Here is a 17,409-nt window from a genome sequence, read left to right on the forward strand (position 1 = left end):
GATCCCACCAGCCGGAAATGACGGGTGCCGCACTCGCACTACCGGCCTGTCTCGATACGACCGCTGGTTCTACTGCCCGGCTGTCAGCGACCACGTCGATGAATAGCTCACGGTCCCTGCACCTGCGGGCAATTCGCAAGAGATATCTCGTGTGCCCGCGAGTGTGCCGACGTCCGCATAGGACGGCATGGTGGCACCGCCCGCCGCGGCCTCCGCAGGGCAAACGTTGGTCAGCGCCGCACCGACTTCAGAGCCAGCTGCCACCATGGCGAACCAGTACCGGCTCGCAAAGGACGTGCCCTGGCGCGTCTTGTCGTACACGATCAACGTAGAGCCCTCGCTGTTGATAGGTACCGTCTCTGTACGGGTGTAGGGCGGCGTCCCCGGAATGGTGAGTGAAATGGTGGCCGTACCCTGGGCGGAGTACTTGATGAGATCGTTCGGCAGCACCTCAATGGGTACCAGGCGCAGAGAATCAGACTGGAACGAGGTGGTGATACCGCCGGGCATCGTCGAGGTACCGGAAATCGAGCCCGTATAGGTGGGGGTCGTGTCGGTGATGGTGACATTCGAAACCACCAGCACCTTGGCGCGTGTATTCTGAATCTCGGCCGATACAGCCACAGGGTTGGAGGCTGGCACTTTGGCTGGCGCCGTGTAAGTGGCGCCAGTGCCGTTGCCGGCTACGGTGCCCACACCTGCGCCACCACCTGGTGAGCCATTAACCGCCCAATTCACAACCCAGTTCAACGGGGCGGGAGTGTCTTCATCGCTATCGCAGGAGTAACCGACGTCTGCACCATTGCTATTGCCCGCGGGTCGAGCAAAGCAGAAGGCCAAACGCAACGCCAGGCTGGCACCTGTCTTGACGCTGGCGGTCCCCGGGCGCAACTGATAGCCCTTGACCAGCGACCAGTCGCTGAAATGCGTGGTGGTGGTCGTCACTGTCTTGGCTGCGGTATCCAGCGTGCCACCCTGCCACTGCCATGTACCGTCTTTCTGCTGAACCCCCACGCCCAGCGCGCTGGCGCTGCTACCCACGGTGTCCACATCGGCGTAGGTGAAGCGCAGTTGAACCGGCTTGGCAAAGACAACGCCTTCGGGCATAAGCCGATAGCCCGTACCTACGCGGCCTGGCGCACCGTTGTTGATCGGCTGGATAGTCAACGTGGTGAGTGCGGTAAGCGCCCCTTCAGGCACGATGAGGCTGAACCGCCCGTCAGCACTACCCACTGTGCCCCCCGCGCTGTTCAGGCTGGCGCTGGTTGGCGTGCCTTGGGCATCACCAACGGGTGTCACCGCAGGCAGGGGGGCTCCGGGCGCTGGTGCGGGCGCGGGCCCAGGTGTTGGGGTGGGAGACGAGTCATCGTCGCCGCCGCCGCAAGCCCCTAGGGCCACCAGCAAAGTCGCGGCAAAAGCCAGACGCAACTTGGATGCATTTTTCATAGTGATTTCTTTCAGAATGACGAGACCCAGGGATGGACATGCAGTGCGGCATGGGACCCATAGTTGCTTCGTCGCCGCACGGGCGCCAAGCCCACAGCCGCACTGTGCTGCGCTCACCGGGACGCAACAAGTGCCGAAAGTCATTCCATGGATGGAATGGGGGTCGGGCTTGTTTCTTTTTGAAACTGCTTGCGCCGCTCCTCAACCGCTGGACGCAGCGCCATTGGGAGGGCGATCTTTATCAGTTCAAGGTCCCCGCGCTGGAGACCGGTCGGATACCGGTGCAGGATTTTGATAAGCCCGGGCCGTTGCAGTTAGCACATTAGGGCAAGGCTGCCCGCGCGAGTCCACTCCAAGCTTCAACGTAGCGTTTGTCCAGCGTGGGCCATTGCAACGCAGCTGGGTTCAAACTGAGCGGCAGGCGCGTCTCAATCATGAATGCGAACGTCGCATCAAGCTTACTGGGAACCTGTGCTTCGTCAGCACCGCGGTGAAAGCTGGAGGTGTCCGGGCCATGAGGCGTCATCTGGGTATGCAGACTGAAACCACCGGGCATGAACGCATTGCCCTTTCCTTCATACGTGCCGGTGATCAGGCCCATGAACTCGGTCATGACGTTGCGATGAAAGAATGGAGGCCGGAAGGTGTTCTCTGCTACCTGCCAACGCGGCGGGAATACGACGAAATCACAATCAGCTGTGCCATGCAGATGGCTCGGTGAGGTCAGCACTGTGGAAATGCTGGGGTCGGGGCTGTCGAAACTTACCGAGCCAAAGGTATTGAACGTCCTCAGGTCGTACTTGTAGGGTGCGAGGTTGCCGTGCCACGCCACGACGTCAAAAGGCGAGTGCGCCTGCCGACGCTGCCAGAATCGACCGCCCAGTTTGGTAATGAGCTCAAAGGGTACATCGACCTTGTCGAACGCCGCGACGGGAGCCAGAAAGTCACGCTGGTTGGCCAAGCCATTGGCACCGATCGGTCCAAGTTCTGGCAAGCGCAACATGGCACCGTAGTTTTCCATGATGTATCCGCTTGCCGTGTCGTCCACAAGCTCAACTCGAAACTGCATGCCGCGCGGGATCACCAAAACCTCGACCGGTGCCAGATCGAACCAACCGGCCTCGGTTTGTACTCGCAATGCGCCTGACTGTGGAATGACCAGCAACTCTCCGTCTGCATTCGAGAACGCCATACCGTCCATCGAGCGGTTCGCCTGGTAGATATGCACGGCAACCCCGGCATGCTCGAGCGCGCTGCCATTGGCACCGACAGTAAAAATGCCTTCGATGAAGTTCTGCGGACGCGACGGCGTCTCTGGCGTAGCCCAACGTAGTTGATGCGGAATCACCAGCCCGTCAGACAGGGGGGCCGTGCGCCAGGCCGTTCCCGTCCACTCGTCATAAGTGCTCGCGTTGACCGATGGCGAGCGCCGATACAGCCAGCTACGCCTGTTTTCGCTGCGCACACTCGTGAACGCAGTACCCGAGAGCTGCTCCGCGTACAGGCCGTGTGGCAAGCGTTGCGGGCTGTTCATTCCTTGGGGCAGCACACCGGCCAGGGCTTCCGTTGCAAAGTGATTGGCAAAGCCACTCAAGTAGCTGAACTTGGTAGGAGATGTGTCCAATTTGATGTGTCCTCGTAGGGAAAGACTCGAATACTTGCCTTCTCGGAAGAAGACGAAACCTTGATGTGCCATGGGCCTGGCCGATCGAGCCGGTCAACCCACGCCATGCCCTCAGTCAACCATGGCGACGGCTTCTATTTCAAGCATGAGCTGTGGCTTCGCCAACGCTTGCACGCCGACCAGCGTGCTCGCCGGCAGCGCTTCATCCGACAGGAACTCCTTGCGCACTGCACGAATGACCGCGATCTTCTCGGGTGTCAAATCGCGCACGAAGATCGTGGTCTTTACCAGGTCGACCATATCGGCTGCGTTCTGTCGCAGCGCCGTTCGAATGTTCGAATAGACCTGTCGCACCTGCTGTTCAAAGTCTTCGGCACCGACGATCTGACCTTGTGCGTCGTAGGCGACTTGTCCTGCGACCACCAGAGTGGTCTTCCGGTTGGTCCTGACGACGTGGCTGAAGCCAGCAGGAGTGGCCAGGCCGGGCGGGTTGTTATGGTCTTTCATGGGGTGACTCCTTCTGCAATTGCTTTGCACATTTCCAGGGGCTCCGAATTGACCCATTGCGCCAGTTCGAAGTCCTGCGTGATGAACCGTTGTTCGAGCAAGAATTTCTTCTGCGCGTCAATCGCATTCAGCCAGCGCGGCTCCAGGCTCAAAACCAGGCGATCCGTGCCCATGCTGGGCCCGTACGCGTTCGCTATCCATTCTTCGGGCGCACCTACTTCGCTGGCAAAAGTGCGGCGCGAATCGAAGGGGTGCTCACTCGCCCACCGCGCAGCGGACTGCAGTGCGAAGAGATAGCGGGCCACAACGTCAGGCCGTTGCCTGCACAGCGCGCCGTCCACGGTGAGTACGTTCGGAACCTGGTTGTTGATCTGCACTTCTGGATCGGTGTGAAAGCCGAGATCCGTTACGACATGCGCACTCAGCATGGCCGCGAGCTGACTGCCTTGCGCCCCAGACACGTAGATCGCGTCCACCTCGTTGCGCATCAGTGCAAACAGTTCAGCCTGCTGGCGCCGCATGCGCGCCGCACCTGACCACATCCAGGTATTGGCTTCTCTCTCAGTGCTTAGCGGGTCGATGTAACGCTCATGCACTGGTAAGCGGACGAGTTCGGCGTCCGTCAGTTCGAACCCAACGGTGCGCAATGCCGATTGGAAGCCGCGCAAACACATGGCTTGCCAAAAATCGATCTCGCCACCCGAACGGACAGGAAGCCCCAGCCTACGGCCTTTCAAATCAGCCGCGGACCGTATGCCAGAACCTGGCAAGGCCAGAATGGCCTGGTATTCCGGTGTCCATGCAATCCCGACCAAAGCGGTGTCCGTGCCCTGGCTGCGTGCCCAGATCGGCGGGATGTTGCCTCCTTGACGGAATAGCTGGGGCAGCTTGTGCGTGAAGTGCGAATGCATCGCCGACGGATCGTCGGATTGCTCAATCGAAAGAGCCTTTTGCCCGATGTCAGCCAACGCGTTTTCAAGTAGGCCGTTGTCCAGCGCGATGCCGGAGGCAGTCGGTAACGGACAACGGGTGTACCAAAGCGGATGCTCCACCGCTTTTAGGTTTGTACTCATCGCTTTCAGGCGGGGTTGGGCACGAAGGACTTCGGCGTGAAGGCGTACAAGCGGGCCGCATTGCGCCAGAACAGCTTCTGCTTGAATTCGTCACCGAGTTTTTCCGCCGGTGCAGAAAACTCCTCCACCAGGTTTCCGTGCGCGGCCTCGTCCTGGTGCGGCATATCGCTGCCAAAGACCATGAAGTCTGAGCCGAAGCGATTGGCCATGTACGCAAAGTCTTCCGATGGTTCAACGCTGACGAAAATGCGCCCTTCGTCAAACAGCCGGCGGCTATGCCCCTTGCCAGCACGTTCCAGCGCACCGACGGCGCCCAGAAGCCACTCGCTGCCTGTGGCCTCGAGGAAGCCCCAGCGCAGTTTCGGGAAGTCGATCGACAGTGAAGTTTCAGCCAGGCTGTAGAAACCGAACTGCACTGTCATGGGACCAATCAGACGCTTCATGCCGCCGGGCCAGAAAGGCTCCTCACCGCGGATGCGCTCCTGGGAAGAAAACACACTGCGCATCTTCGGGCTGCCCGATCCAACGTGCACGGATATCGCCAGGTCGTGGCGCTGTGCTTCTTCGTAGATGGGATAGAAGAGACGGTCATGCAGGGGACGGTCCCATTCCAGGCCGCGCACATAGATCGCCACTGCACCGCCCATGGCCACGACACGCTGAATCTCTTTCACCGCCAATTCCGGAGAGCGGAAAGGCACCATCGCCGCGTACAGCAGCCGGCCACCAGATTCCTTGTATTTCTCGGCCATGAAGGTGTTGTAGCTGCGCATAAGTGCAGCCTCGAGGACGACGTCCTCGCACAGGTTCAGGAGCGCAAACGTCGGGTGGACCACCTGGTAGTCCGTCTTGCGCTGATCCATGTCCTTTAGGCGAGCATCGGTCCCCCACAGGTTCTGTGAATCCAGCGAGTAGCTCTTTCGCAGTGACCTCGTGCCAACGGCAGGGGACGCTCCAAACACCTGGATTTGCTCATCAATCAGCCAGGCCGCATTGAACACGCCCAACGAGGTGTCTTCTGGTAGCGTGACCACAACCGGGCGGCGTGCGTAGAACTCTGGTTCGAGATAGGCCCAGGTTTGCTCGGACTCCATCACGTGGGCATCAGCATCAATAACAATCACGGCGTTTTCCTGAAGTTAGGTAGTTAAAACATGAAGAGAAACAACGGTCGGCTCAGCGCCCGTTGTCTGGGAGGTTTAGACAACCGGGGGCGAGTTCTGAACTTGCCATTGCTCAACTGAAATTCGCGGCACTTGAATCACTTGATGCGCGACGCTGTAGCCGCCGCCCCCGTGCATGCGCGCCACCAGATCTAGAGCCGGTGAATCGATGTAGCAGCGCTCTTTGTCCAGCACGGCCTCATCGCGAATGTGTACGCCCATCACTGAAGCCACCACGATCTTGCGATGAGCACCGATGTCCAGCACCTGCATGACTTGGCATTCCATAGCCACCGGGCAGCGGGCGATCCGCGGAACGCTGACCCGCGTACTGGTTGCAGTCTCCAAGCCTGCCACGTCGAGTTCGTTGGTGTCGGGGTCGAAGTCGATCGCCGTGACATTCATCTCGCCCAGCAGATCCTTGCTCACCAGGTTGACGACAAACTCGCTACCTTGCTGCAGGTTCCTATGCGTATCCTTGGCCTTGCCGTCGCGCGCCCCCACGCCTATGGTGATCACGGGGGGCTCGCCAGACATCAGTCCAAAAAACGAGAACGGCGCGGCGTTAAGTGTCCCGTTGGCGTTACGGCTGACCACCCAGGCGATAGGGCGCGGAACCACGACAGCCGTCATCAGTTTGTAGACGCTGCGACCGTCCAGCTCTGAGAATTCGAAGTACATGGCCGGTACGCTCAGCTTGCGGTGACTTCGCTTGTAAGTTCCAACGGCACGGTCCGCGCGTCGTAGCCGTATATCCATCGATAACGGTCCTCAACACTGGCCGCGGACCATTCGCGCTCGATATAGGCTTTGGCGATTTCTGGATCTGCAAGCTCAGGGTTATGGACTCTCCTCAGCTGTTCAGCCGAGCTGTTGACAATGCGGCCAGTGCGCGGGCGCCGCATGGCGTCGTAGACACGCAGTGCATGGGGAGAGTCTTCAGGTGTGGCAGCCAGACAGCGCGCCAATACCAATGAGTCTTCAATCGCCATATTGGCGCCTTGGCTCAGGAAGGGAAGCGTGGAATGGCAGGCGTCGCCCAGCAACGTCACGCCATCCTTGCTCCATTGCTGCAGAGGCGGGCGCACCATCAATGCCCACTTGAAGGGTGTCTCTATGTTGCGCACCATGTGCTGCACATGGGGATGCCAGCCTTGGAAATCATCCAGGCATTCTTGCGTCGTGCCCTTCTCTGTCCAGGATTCCACCCGCCAGTCATCGCGGTCCACCATGCCAATGAAGTTCAACAACTTGCCCTGCCGCACAGGGTAGGTCACGATGTGGGCAGTGGGGCCCAGCCACATGCTTCCCCCTGACAGATTGGTCGTGGCCTCGATGGCCTCAGCCGGAATCAGGCCTCGCCATGCCACACAGCCGGTGAACTGAGGTTTGTCCAAGCCGAACAGCTGTCCACGCACCCTGGAATGAATCCCGTCGGCGCCAATCAGGACGTCAGCCTCGGCACTACGGCCACCCGAGAAGTACGCCCGCACGCCGGATGCCAGTTGCTCAAACCGTTCAAACTCGTGATCAAGGTAAATCGCATCCGCCTTGGCAGCGTGAACCGCGTCTTGCAACATGCGGTGCAAGTCTGCCCGATGAAAAGTCAGGTAGGGCGCGCCGAACTGGTCTGCTGCGTTTCCACCGAGTGCGATGAACGGCCGCTTCTGACCGGTATTCCAGAGGTAGGTGTCCTTGCCCTTGCTTAAGGTTCCTCGCTCAAGCATGGCTGACTCCAGGCCCAGTTCCATCAGAACCTTGGCGCCGTTTGGCGTCACCTGCACGCCTGCGCCGACCTCGCCCAGGGCGGGGGCGCGTTCATAGACCTCTACGTCTATCCCTTTTTTCAGCAGGGCGAGTGCCGCGGCCAAACCGCCAATACCTGCGCCGATGATGATGACCTTGTTTGTCATTTGGAATGCTCCTTTTTTCTGTCGTGCTCTACCGTTCCCACAATCAGCATGGGGACACGTGCCCTGACTTGGGCGGCTTACGTTGGCTCTGTTTGCTCGGTTGTCGCGCAGACCAGTTACTGACTAGTTACTGCTGAGCGGCGAGGCCGCGCGATTTGATGAGGTTGCCCAGCTTGGCGCGCTCCTGCTCTATGAAGCGGCCAAACTCAGCGGCAGACTGCGGCGTCGGCTCGAACCCTGCCGCCTTCAGCTTGGCTTGTACGTCACGGTCGTTGACCGACACATCCACTGCGGCGCGCAACTTCGCAATCACGGCCGCAGGTGTATCTGAGCGAACCGCGAAGCCTTGCCAACCGGATACCGAGAATGATTGGTAGCCCAGCTCAGCGATGGAAGGCACATCGGGCATCAGTGAGCTGCGTGCCGTGTCCGCGCTACCCAGGACGTTGATCTTGGAATCGTCCTTCAGCAGGGCCGCGCCCCCTGCGTAGTCCAGGAACATCGTGTCCACTCGACCGGGCAGCAAATCTTGCATGATCGGCGCCACGCCCTTGAACGGGATGTGGACGATATCAACATTTGCAAGCTGCTTGAAAAGCTCCATGAACAGGTGATGTGGCGTCCCCTGTCCCGGGGATCCGTAGTTCAGTTTGCCAGGCTCTGCCTTGGCCCGTGCCACCAGATCGGCCACGCTGCGTATGCCTGACTTTTTGCTGGCGACCAGGAAGAAGGGCAAGCGCGCCGGCATGCCGAGCAGAGCGAATCCATTGACCGGATCGTAGGGTAGCGTCGCGTAGAAGTACGGATTGGTAACGAAGGTATTGGTCGTTCCCAGCAGCACTGTGTAGCCATCTGCTGGTGCCCGTGCAACCATGCCCGCAGCGATATTGGTCGACGCTCCTGGCCGGTTGTCGACGATGACGGGTTGTCCCAGCGCCGTACCCAGCCGCTGTGCCACCACTCTGGCGAGGATGTCAGAGCCCCCTCCCGCAGGGTAAGGCACGATCAACTGGATGGGCTTGGTTGGAAAGTCTGGCGAAGCAGCCGTTGCCGACGAGAGCGGCATGGCAGCCCAGGCCACAAGGACAATGACCTTGGAGATCAGGAATCTTCGAGCATAAGCAAACATCGTGGTACCTCTTTGTTTTGCGCGATCTACCTGGGCTTTGCTCGCCATCTGTGGCGGGCAAAATCAGGAATGAGGCTCGTCTTGTGCCCGACGAGTTGAAGCGAATGATCTTGCAAATTAGTGTCAATGTCAACTGTCTTGAAACTAATTTTCGATCTAATCCGGTAAGCTTGCGGGCAGCAGCGACGTCGGTCCTCGCCTCACTCTGGATAATCCAGGCCAAGGGCTGTACCCCTGCCCCATCTCAGGCATGGTTCCAACATTCACCGCAAACGGGTAACCTGCAGCAACCACATGAACGCCTCTCCATTGAATCTTCAAGAATTTCTTCCCTACAAGCTGTCCCGCCTGGTCAACGACATGAGCGCAGGCTTGATGCGCGATTACTCACATCGTTTCGGTCTGAATGTCTCCCAATGGCGAATGCTGGCGGCATCCGCACAGCTGCAGCCCACCAGCGTCACGGAACTCACAGAGTACTCGGGCATGGACAAGGTGACGGTCAGCCGCTCTGTGCGTGAGTTGGTCGATCGCAATTTGTTGTCTCGCGAACTGGACGAGCTAGACAGGCGGCGCGCGACGATCACCTTGACGCCCGAAGGCCAACGCGTCTACGAGGAGATTGCACCTGGCGCTGTGGCTTTTGAGGAAGCGCTTCTAAGCGTGCTCAAGCCCGCTGAGCGCAAGGCCTTCTCTTCCGTCATGGATCGGTTGCTTGACCAGGCTGCCGTGCTGCGGCAGACGACGTCCCGCCGTTTCCCACGGGGAAGCGGGCCTAGGTCGAGGCAATCAAAAGCTTGAGATAAACACACGGAGATCGTCAGCTTCTCGCTCCACCTGGACTCGGCTCTTGAATGCGCCGCGATCACGTCCTATCCAGAAAAGCGAGCATCCTTGGAGGCAGGTGATCTGAGGAATAAGACCCCTACCTGAAAGACGCTGTCCCAAGCGCGGGCATCTGGTCGTCGCCCCTTCAGGTGAGGAGGTCGCGCAGCGCGATTAAGCGTAATACGCGCAGTGCCTTGGAGTGCTACTTGCGCAAGACTCCGCTGACAGGGAGCAAGGGGACGGGACCTGCTCCACGTAATTTCGAGCGCTTGCGCCGCTTACCTTCACGATATCCGTGGTCCGACTGTTTTGAGGCAGAAGCGTCCGCTGGCATTGAGCAGCACACCGACCAGCAGCGGCCTGACAACCTGATTCGCACCATCCTCGAGGGAGTGCGAGACCCCGCTACGAGCGAGATTGGTTTCATGGATGGGTTTGGCGATGTGCTCTCTGATGCACAGATCGCTGAGCTGCCACCTATCTTCGTTCCTTCTATGGCCCGCAGGCGCCTCAGTGGGTGGATTTGCAGGCGCAGGTGGCCAGGGTGCGCGGGGGGCCTTGAGCCAGCGACTAGCAGGCTTGCTCTCGCCTGAGTTCTGTCATCGCCAGATACTGGAACTGCGCGTGGATAAGGATGTGTTGCAAAGACTTCAGATATGCATTGCTGCGCCGATCCTGTCTCGTCAGTCCCGGACAGCCGGGCCCACGCAGGGGTATGTATTCAAGTTGAACAAACCAATTTCGTGCAGTTTGGGGAGCGGCGTTGAGGCCGCTCCGAGAGTCATTCCACACTCCACCGCGTCCCCGGAGGTGATCTGACTTGGCTGCTATTGCGGTTAGTCGAGCTACAACCACTCTATAATTAACACAAAAGAATTACAAACGAACTTATTAAAGATAATTATTTTAAATTTCGGTTTATTTTCAAATGCACATTAAATATACGATCACATTAAAAAAACATCTGAGTATTTTGTTGCTCTTTCTAATACTATCAATATTTACCGTTTCTTGTGCATCAGTTCCTACCAGTCATTCATTTTCTTACGATTTTGAAGACAATCCGCAAGTAAGTTTATTGACATGGGAATACTCAGGAGGGCGTGTTGGTTTCACCGGCGAGCATACGGGATTGGGCAATTTCTCACACGGATTTAGTTCAGTTGGCGATGAAATGAAAATAAAATGGCTGGACAAAAGTTCAAATAAAGTATTTTATGCTTCGCTGCCAATTAAAAAAAACATGCCATTTGACTCAAATTACTCAGAAATAAGACTTACCTTCGATGAATCCAATTCGCCAGAAATATATGCATTTTACAGAAGCCCTAGCGCGCACAAGTATTTCAAATTCAAAAACCGAATTTACGTTGATAAACGTGTTAGAAAAATATTTCCAACTGTAGAAGAGATGAAAATAAATCCTTAGGATAAGCGATGGAAAATATACCCAACAAAAACTCTCTCCATCATCTGCACCCGCAAAGAGCTCTACCTCCCGGTACGCCTCGTCCATTAACTAATATAGAACTCAATGAACTTCAAAGAAATATATCGTACTCTGAAAATCTACCTACAAAGCCAAAAGCCCAATTAAATTTCATCCTTATTCAAGACGGCACTTGGAATAAGAGGGGAGATTTGAAATTATCTGGAAATGTAGCAGACACAAGTATCAATATGATTGGAGATCTGATCTCAGTCCTCAAAGATCCAACTATTGAAGTACGACATGAGAGAGGTGTTGGCTCGGACGGCCCCATAAGTAAATATGTTGCTGGCAGCATATTACCTACTGCGGAAATCGTAGCACAAGCGACTAGAGGATATAATTCATTAGTCGAGCAATTTAATACTTGGAAGTCCAAAGGATATGATGTACTTCAGACTAAAGTCACAAGTTTATCTTTTAGTCGAGGTGGTGCAGCGTTTCTCTTTTTTTCGGATATTCTCAACTCCAAAGGTATCCCTGATTTAAACTCGGCATATACAGTACAAGTAAATGGTGACGCAGACGGGACTTTTATAAGCGAAACACGCTACTCGCGCGACTTAGTTCCGCCGGGCGCAACCGATATTGTAGGAATTCTCGTTGACCCCGTAAAAAAAGGCGTGGCTGGCACGCCCACGCTTCGTGAAAACTTTAAGAACGGCTATGTTATTCTCGCCAAAGATGAGCATAGAGGAGCATTCGCACCTGTCATATTGAGTAATCCTGATAATCCCGATTCAAGAATTATCACTATAGATAGTGCAGGAGCTCATTCAGATTTAATTAATGGCTATGACTTGAACGGAATAGGAGCCGCAAACCTGCAAGTCATTCGCAACTTGGTCCTGAGCGAGGGAATACCAGTTGCACCAATTCCGCCCGGATACGAATATAAACCTGAAACTGCACGAGTTCACGACTCTGCTGTTGGGTTGTTCAAGGACGCATGGCTTCCCATGCGGGGAGAAGACAATCACTGGGATGAGTCGCCTCGTATTAGAAGAAGCCACGAGTCACAAACCGAGCAGCCAAGGCTGCACGCCGCGCCCGAGCCCACAACTGCAGGCTCGGGAACAATTCCAGCTGACGATTCAGGCCTAGCCGACAACTTCGGCCCTCCCCTCGACCCCGGTGTACCGTGGCCTCCCTTTATCACACCTGTCGAAGCGGTTGCGCCACCACAGGGGACTTCCCCACAAGCGTCAGGCTCAAGCAACGAAGTGCCTGACGCCGTGACTCCGCACCGTCCCCCAGGTTGGTCTATTGCCGATGCGGGTTCCAACGTCTGGACCGATGGTGGGCCGCATAACTCCTATGGTGAGATTGCGGACTCCAGCAACTACAAAGCGCCCCCCTCCATCAACGATTTGATTCCAGACTTCGTACCGGAGGCAACAAACGCATCACCCGCAGGCCAAGCGCCTTCTGCACCTGCGCCAGCTCTCATCCCCACGGACGAAACCCCGGCCCCATCCGCTCCTGAGCAATCCCCAACCCTACCTGGCGAAACAGGGTGGAGCGGCATTCCGCGGGGAAATTTGAACAATCCCTACGGATACACCCCCGACTTCACCGAACCCGAGGCAGCTGCTGGGTCCACTGAGTCCGCACAAGCCCCCGCACCTGAAGGCCAGGCTCCGACAGCCGTAGCCCCAGCCAGACCACTGACGCGCGAAGAGATTGCAGGACGCAATGCCCAGACAGCGGCGAGCACGTTCACCACCATGCTGAGCACCCTCAATGGTTGGGAGAACATGACTGCGGTGCAAAAGTCTGCTGCCATGGTCAGCGTGACCAACAGCCTGGCAGCGATGTCGGGCAACACCATCGGTCCTGCAGGCGCCAGCCTCAAACTCGGCAGCGCACTCGGACTGGCTGCCGCCTTGGAGCGCGGCGATCTGGCTTCAGCCGTGGTCAACGGCCTGCAATTGGTCGATACGATGACTCAGACCGCCACAGCTGCGGGCATCGTCTCGCAAGCCGGCGGCCAGATCCTGCCGTTTCTCAACCTGATCCTTGCTGTGCGCAGCGAAGAGCCCACGGCCATCGCCAATGCCGCCCTGGGCATGTACACCGCCTTCAACCCCGCATCGATTGCCTGGACCGGGCCAGTCGGCTTTGTCATCGCGATCATTGGCGTGGCCATCATGTCGGGCGAGCGTACCCCGATTGCGGGCTGGAGCGAATTCAGCCTGGATGAGAACGGACAACTGAGCCCGCGCACCACGTTCGACCAGGAAGGCGGCGGCAACTATTCACACAGCGCCACACAAAACCTGGTTACCAGCTTGCAGGGAATGCTGTCCAAGGTCCTAGGTGACGACGGCCAGCCCCTGTATGCCATCAACCCCGCGCGCTTGCCCCAGATCGGCTACTGGTACTCGCCCGACAGCATGATGTACCAAGGCGAGGGCGACAGCCTTCTGCTGCGCTGGGTCGAACCCAACGGAGAGACTGTGACGCGCTTCTACAATGGCAGGGGTGAGCGCGCTGATGGTTCGGGCGAGAACATCATGCAGGACTTCATCCGTCAGGTCGATGGCGCCATCGTGCCGTCCTGGATGCTCGAGGCCGCCGTGCCCGCGCACACAAGACACCTGGACCGAGCTGAAGAGCTCGAGCGCCAAGCCCAGGCGCTGCAAGATGAAGTCAGGCGGCTCGCGCCGAGCATGGGGCGCTCCGATGAGAGCAACGAAGGCGACTCCCTGGTACCTATCCCCAGCCCTGATCCTGTTCGCTACGAAGCCCTGGGCTCAGAAATCGATCGACTTCGTGCACAAGCCCTGGCCGAGCGCGACCAGGCCCGAGAGGAGTTGGCCCATATAGCGCGGCTCACCGAGTTAGGCCAAACCCCTGAGATCCACGAGGATGGCACGCAAAGCCTGCGCGTGCTCACCATCCCAGCGAATTCGGGTGCGGACCAGAGCACGGCCATCACCGAAGCTCCCCGCACCGTCTTGTTTGACCTGGATAACGACGGGTATTTTGAGCCCACGCAATGGATCGCACCGGGCCAGGCTTTGCTGGGCATTGATCTGAATGCGGATGGACGCCTGGACGGCCATGAACTGCTGAGCGGGGACCTGGGATGGCTGGATGCCAATCAGGATGGCCGGGTCGATGTGCGAGACCCGGCGTACCGGGCTATCGTGGTGTGGAATGACGCCAATGGCGATGGGCGGGTGCAGCACGGGACCCCTTCCACTGAACTTCCAGCCCTGCCGGGGGGAGATCAGGCGCCTGCTGGCTCGGAGTTGAGCAGTTTGAAGGACGCAGGCATCAGCGCGCTGGACTACGGCTCCGGCCAAGTCAGGGCCGAGCACACCGATGGCAGTGTCACCCCAGTGCCCGAGCAAGAGCTCAAGGGCGATCAGCTGGGAGTGAAGTTCAAGCCGCCTCAAAACGGAGGTCACGGCGTTGTTCGTGTCGACGAACAACGCGATGGAAGCGGTTCGGAGAAGCTCTGGGCAGAAAACATTGAGCCCCCGCAGTCTGCACCACCTCCCATCGCTCCGCCCCCTCCACCGCCCCCACCGGCACCGGTGCAGCCAAGCGCGCCAGCTCCAATTGCCGAACCTCCTCCTCCTCCGCACATCAACCGTGATCCTGTAGCCCAGGAAGATACGTTTAGAGGCGAAGAAGATCAGGCTGTGGCCATCGGCTTTCATCAGTTGCTGCAAAACGACTGGGATCACGACACAGCCATTACCGGCGATGTGCTCACCGTGACCGCCGTGGGTGAGGCGCAGCACGGCCGTGTCTCTCTTGAAGCAGGCTATGTGCTGTTCACGCCAGATCCAGACTTCTCTGGCGAGGCCTACTTCCGCTACTGGATCACAGACGGGCGTGGGGGCCATGCCAGTGCCCTGGTGAAGGTGGGGATCAATGCGGTCAATGACCCACCGGTCGTTGATGGAATCACCTTCGACACCGCACCCAACCGCTGGGCGCAAAAGAATTGGGAAGGCGATCTCTATATGTTCAAGGACCCTACGGTAGAGAGTGGGCGGGTGCTGGCGCATGACATTGATTCGCCCGGGCCCCTGAGGTTTGAGCTGGATAAGGCACCCGTCCACGGGCACGCGAGCGTGGATGCCAGTGGAGCGTGGACCTACCACACGGAGTTGGTCGATCCTTATGTGGGGCCAGATCCGTTCTGGGTGCTGGTCAAAGATTCCGAGGGTGGCGCATCGGTTGCCACCGTTGAAACTTCCCACGTGAAGGATCAGAAGGTACGCCTTCAGGACAAGAAGCCCAGGGGTTGGACGCCGCCGCCTCGCGCTGCCCACTTAGACAACTCCATGCAGGGCCCTGTGGTCATTGATCTGGGCGGAGATGGTTTGCAGTTGATCGATGCGGCTTCTAGCCCGGCGCAGTGGGACGTCAACGGGGATGGAGCCGCCGATCAGATGGGTTGGATCGGGCCGCAGGACGCGTTTCTTGCCCTGGATCGTGATGGTGATGGACGGATTACGCGCCTGGATGAGTTCAGCTTCATGGACGATTGGCCGGGCGCCAGGACGGACCTGGAGGGCCTGCAGGCGTTCGATACCAATGGAGATGGGATGCTGAGCGCTGAAGATGAGCGCTGGCAGGACTTTGGGCTGTTCCAGGATCTGAATTCGAATGGAATTCAGGATGAAGGCGAGTTCACGCCGATGGTGGACACGGGCATTGTGGCCATCAGTTTGACTGGGCAGGGTGAGGCGTTCGACATCAACGGGAACCTGGTGATGGGCATGACCACGGTGTGGATGGCAGATGGCTCCACGCGTGAGGCAGGTGATGTGATGCTGCGGGTGATCGATGGCGCCAAGGCGCGGGCGAACGCCTTAGCCTCATCCGCGCAGGAACAACAGGTGAGCCAACAGGTCGATCAGCTGCTCTCCGCCATGGCGGGGTTTGCGCCCCAGCCAGCGGGGGAGGTTTGCATGGCTGAACACTACCCCAGCAGCTTGAGGGTTGAATTGGCTGTGCCCTGTACCTGACTCGGGGTTGCATTGAACTGCCAAGCTGGAGCTTGGCGCTCCCAGGACAAAAGCCACTTACACGAGGTCACAACCGAGCGGTGGCGAAGGCCTCCAGGACCATGCCCCGCGATGTCTCGGTATTCCCTGGGAGCGCCAAGCTCCAGCTTGGCACTGCAGCGGTTGAAGGCATCCCTGGATGACCAACCCCATCTGGCCGGTGTTGTAAGCCTTCCTAGCCAGTCATCCCCGGAACCTGCTTGATGATGCGTGCATTAGCGGCTGATTCAGCGGCGATGTAGCGGCCAAAATCTGCCGCACTGCCGCCAGTGGGCACGTTTTCCGCGGCTTCTATACGTTGGCGAACGTCGGGGTCTTTGAGTAGCTTGTTCACTTCGGTGTTCAGCCGCTCCACCACAGAGGCAGGTGTACCCGCTGGCGCGAAAATGCCAAATACCGAGGCCAGATTGGCCGCGGGCAGGCCCAGGTCAGCCAGCGTCGGCACGTTGCGCATATTGTCCAGCCGCACAGGCGAGCCCACGGCGAGAGGTCGCAGCTTTCCGGCTTGAATATGGCCATTGATCGCCGGGCCTGCATTGACCGACAGCACTTCAAAGTGCCCGGCCAAGGCGTCGTTGATCTGCTGGCCACCGCCTTTGTAGGGGATGTGGGTGATGTCCACGCCCGCACCTGCCTTGATCTGCTCCAGCATGATGTGGCCTAGCGACGCAGGCCCAGAGGTCGCCCAGCGCAATGCCCCGGGTTTGGCCTTGGCTTGCTCCAGCAATCCCTTGAAGTCCTTGGCAGTGCAGGCTGAAGTGGCGAGCAACACCACCGGCGAAGCGATCACATTGACCACCGGCGCAATGTCTTTGACCGGGTCGTAAGGAACTTTGCCCAGATGGGGGCTGAGCACCAAAGGACTGATGGCCGAGAACACCAGCGTGTGTCCGTCGGGTGCTCCCTTGGCAGCCGTGTCCATGCCAATCGCACCACTGGCACCGGCCTTGTTGTCTACCACCACACTGTTGCCCAGCACAGTGCTCAGCTTCTCGGCCAGCAACCTGGCCATGTTGTCGGCGACGCCGCCAGGCGGGTAGGCCACTGTGAGCTTGATGGGCTTGGCAGGCCAGGACTGCGCTTGTGCGGTGCCATGGCCCAGGGCCAGTAAGCTCGCCAGGCCACCCATGGTACCCAAGGCGCGGCGACGCGACACCAAGGAAGAAATTTCAGAGGATTGAGTCGGGTTCATAGCCTCGAATTGTGA

The 17,409-nt window shown here is 58.4% G+C and carries 12 protein-coding genes; 3 read left to right on the top strand and 9 right to left on the bottom strand.

From position 1 onward, the window contains the following. Positions 1 to 69: 69 nt before the first annotated feature. From ABIE13_RS11760 to ABIE13_RS11795, 8 genes are all read right to left on the bottom strand, one after another. Positions 70 to 1,446: a hypothetical protein gene (locus ABIE13_RS11760; protein ID WP_354443550.1), complete on the bottom strand. Its 1,377-nt coding sequence runs from the start codon at positions 1,444 to 1,446 to the stop codon at positions 70 to 72. 322 nt (positions 1,447 to 1,768) lie between these two features. Further along, positions 1,769 to 3,076, bottom strand: coding sequence for a homogentisate 1,2-dioxygenase (hmgA, locus tag ABIE13_RS11765; protein WP_436278403.1), 1,308 nt, complete (start codon positions 3,074 to 3,076; stop codon positions 1,769 to 1,771). Between the two features lie 105 nt (positions 3,077 to 3,181). Continuing rightward, positions 3,182 to 3,577, bottom strand: coding sequence for a RidA family protein (locus ABIE13_RS11770; RefSeq protein WP_354443554.1), 396 nt, complete (start codon positions 3,575 to 3,577; stop codon positions 3,182 to 3,184). Next, positions 3,574 to 4,650 (bottom strand): ABC transporter substrate-binding protein, encoded by a 1,077-nt coding sequence (locus tag ABIE13_RS11775; RefSeq protein WP_354443556.1) that lies wholly within the window; start codon positions 4,648 to 4,650, stop codon positions 3,574 to 3,576. Before ABIE13_RS11775 ends, ABIE13_RS11770 begins: the two co-directional genes overlap by 4 nt. A gap of 5 nt (positions 4,651 to 4,655) precedes the next feature. After that, the gene (locus ABIE13_RS11780) at positions 4,656 to 5,774 is read right to left on the bottom strand and encodes an amidohydrolase family protein (RefSeq protein WP_354443558.1); all 1,119 of its coding nucleotides are present in this window, start codon (positions 5,772 to 5,774) and stop codon (positions 4,656 to 4,658) included. A 75-nt stretch (positions 5,775 to 5,849) separates the two neighbouring features. Continuing rightward, positions 5,850 to 6,494, bottom strand: a complete 645-nt coding sequence (locus ABIE13_RS11785) for a flavin reductase family protein (RefSeq protein WP_354443560.1) — start codon at positions 6,492 to 6,494, stop codon at positions 5,850 to 5,852. An 11-nt stretch (positions 6,495 to 6,505) separates the two neighbouring features. Beyond that, positions 6,506 to 7,726 (bottom strand): FAD-dependent monooxygenase, encoded by a 1,221-nt coding sequence (locus ABIE13_RS11790; protein ID WP_354443562.1) that lies wholly within the window; start codon positions 7,724 to 7,726, stop codon positions 6,506 to 6,508. A 127-nt stretch (positions 7,727 to 7,853) separates the two neighbouring features. Beyond that, the gene (locus ABIE13_RS11795; protein WP_354443564.1) at positions 7,854 to 8,855 is read right to left on the bottom strand and encodes a Bug family tripartite tricarboxylate transporter substrate binding protein; all 1,002 of its coding nucleotides are present in this window, start codon (positions 8,853 to 8,855) and stop codon (positions 7,854 to 7,856) included. A 294-nt stretch (positions 8,856 to 9,149) separates the two neighbouring features. Here ABIE13_RS11795 and ABIE13_RS11800 point away from each other — a divergent pair, with 294 nt between their 5' ends. The 3 genes from ABIE13_RS11800 (at position 9,150) to ABIE13_RS11810 (ending at position 16,163) form a co-directional block, all read left to right on the top strand. Next, the gene (locus ABIE13_RS11800) at positions 9,150 to 9,656 is read left to right on the top strand and encodes a MarR family winged helix-turn-helix transcriptional regulator (protein WP_354443566.1); all 507 of its coding nucleotides are present in this window, start codon (positions 9,150 to 9,152) and stop codon (positions 9,654 to 9,656) included. A gap of 955 nt (positions 9,657 to 10,611) precedes the next feature. Beyond that, complete coding sequence (locus tag ABIE13_RS11805) at positions 10,612 to 11,112, top strand: hypothetical protein (RefSeq protein ID WP_354443568.1); 501 nt, start codon at positions 10,612 to 10,614, stop codon at positions 11,110 to 11,112. A gap of 1,295 nt (positions 11,113 to 12,407) precedes the next feature. Then, a complete protein-coding gene (locus ABIE13_RS11810; RefSeq protein WP_354443570.1) occupies positions 12,408 to 16,163 on the top strand; it encodes an Ig-like domain-containing protein in 3,756 nt (1,251 codons plus the stop codon). Positions 16,164 to 16,377: 214 nt separating this feature from the next. On the opposite strand, the gene ABIE13_RS11815 is transcribed toward ABIE13_RS11810, so the two are convergent. After that, positions 16,378 to 17,394 (bottom strand): Bug family tripartite tricarboxylate transporter substrate binding protein, encoded by a 1,017-nt coding sequence (locus ABIE13_RS11815; protein WP_436278402.1) that lies wholly within the window; start codon positions 17,392 to 17,394, stop codon positions 16,378 to 16,380. Between the last annotated feature and the right edge of the window lie 15 nt (positions 17,395 to 17,409).

It is taken from the genome of Ottowia thiooxydans (genome assembly GCF_040548795.1).
GTDB classification, from domain to species: Bacteria; Pseudomonadota; Gammaproteobacteria; order Burkholderiales; family Burkholderiaceae_C; genus Ottowia; species Ottowia thiooxydans_A.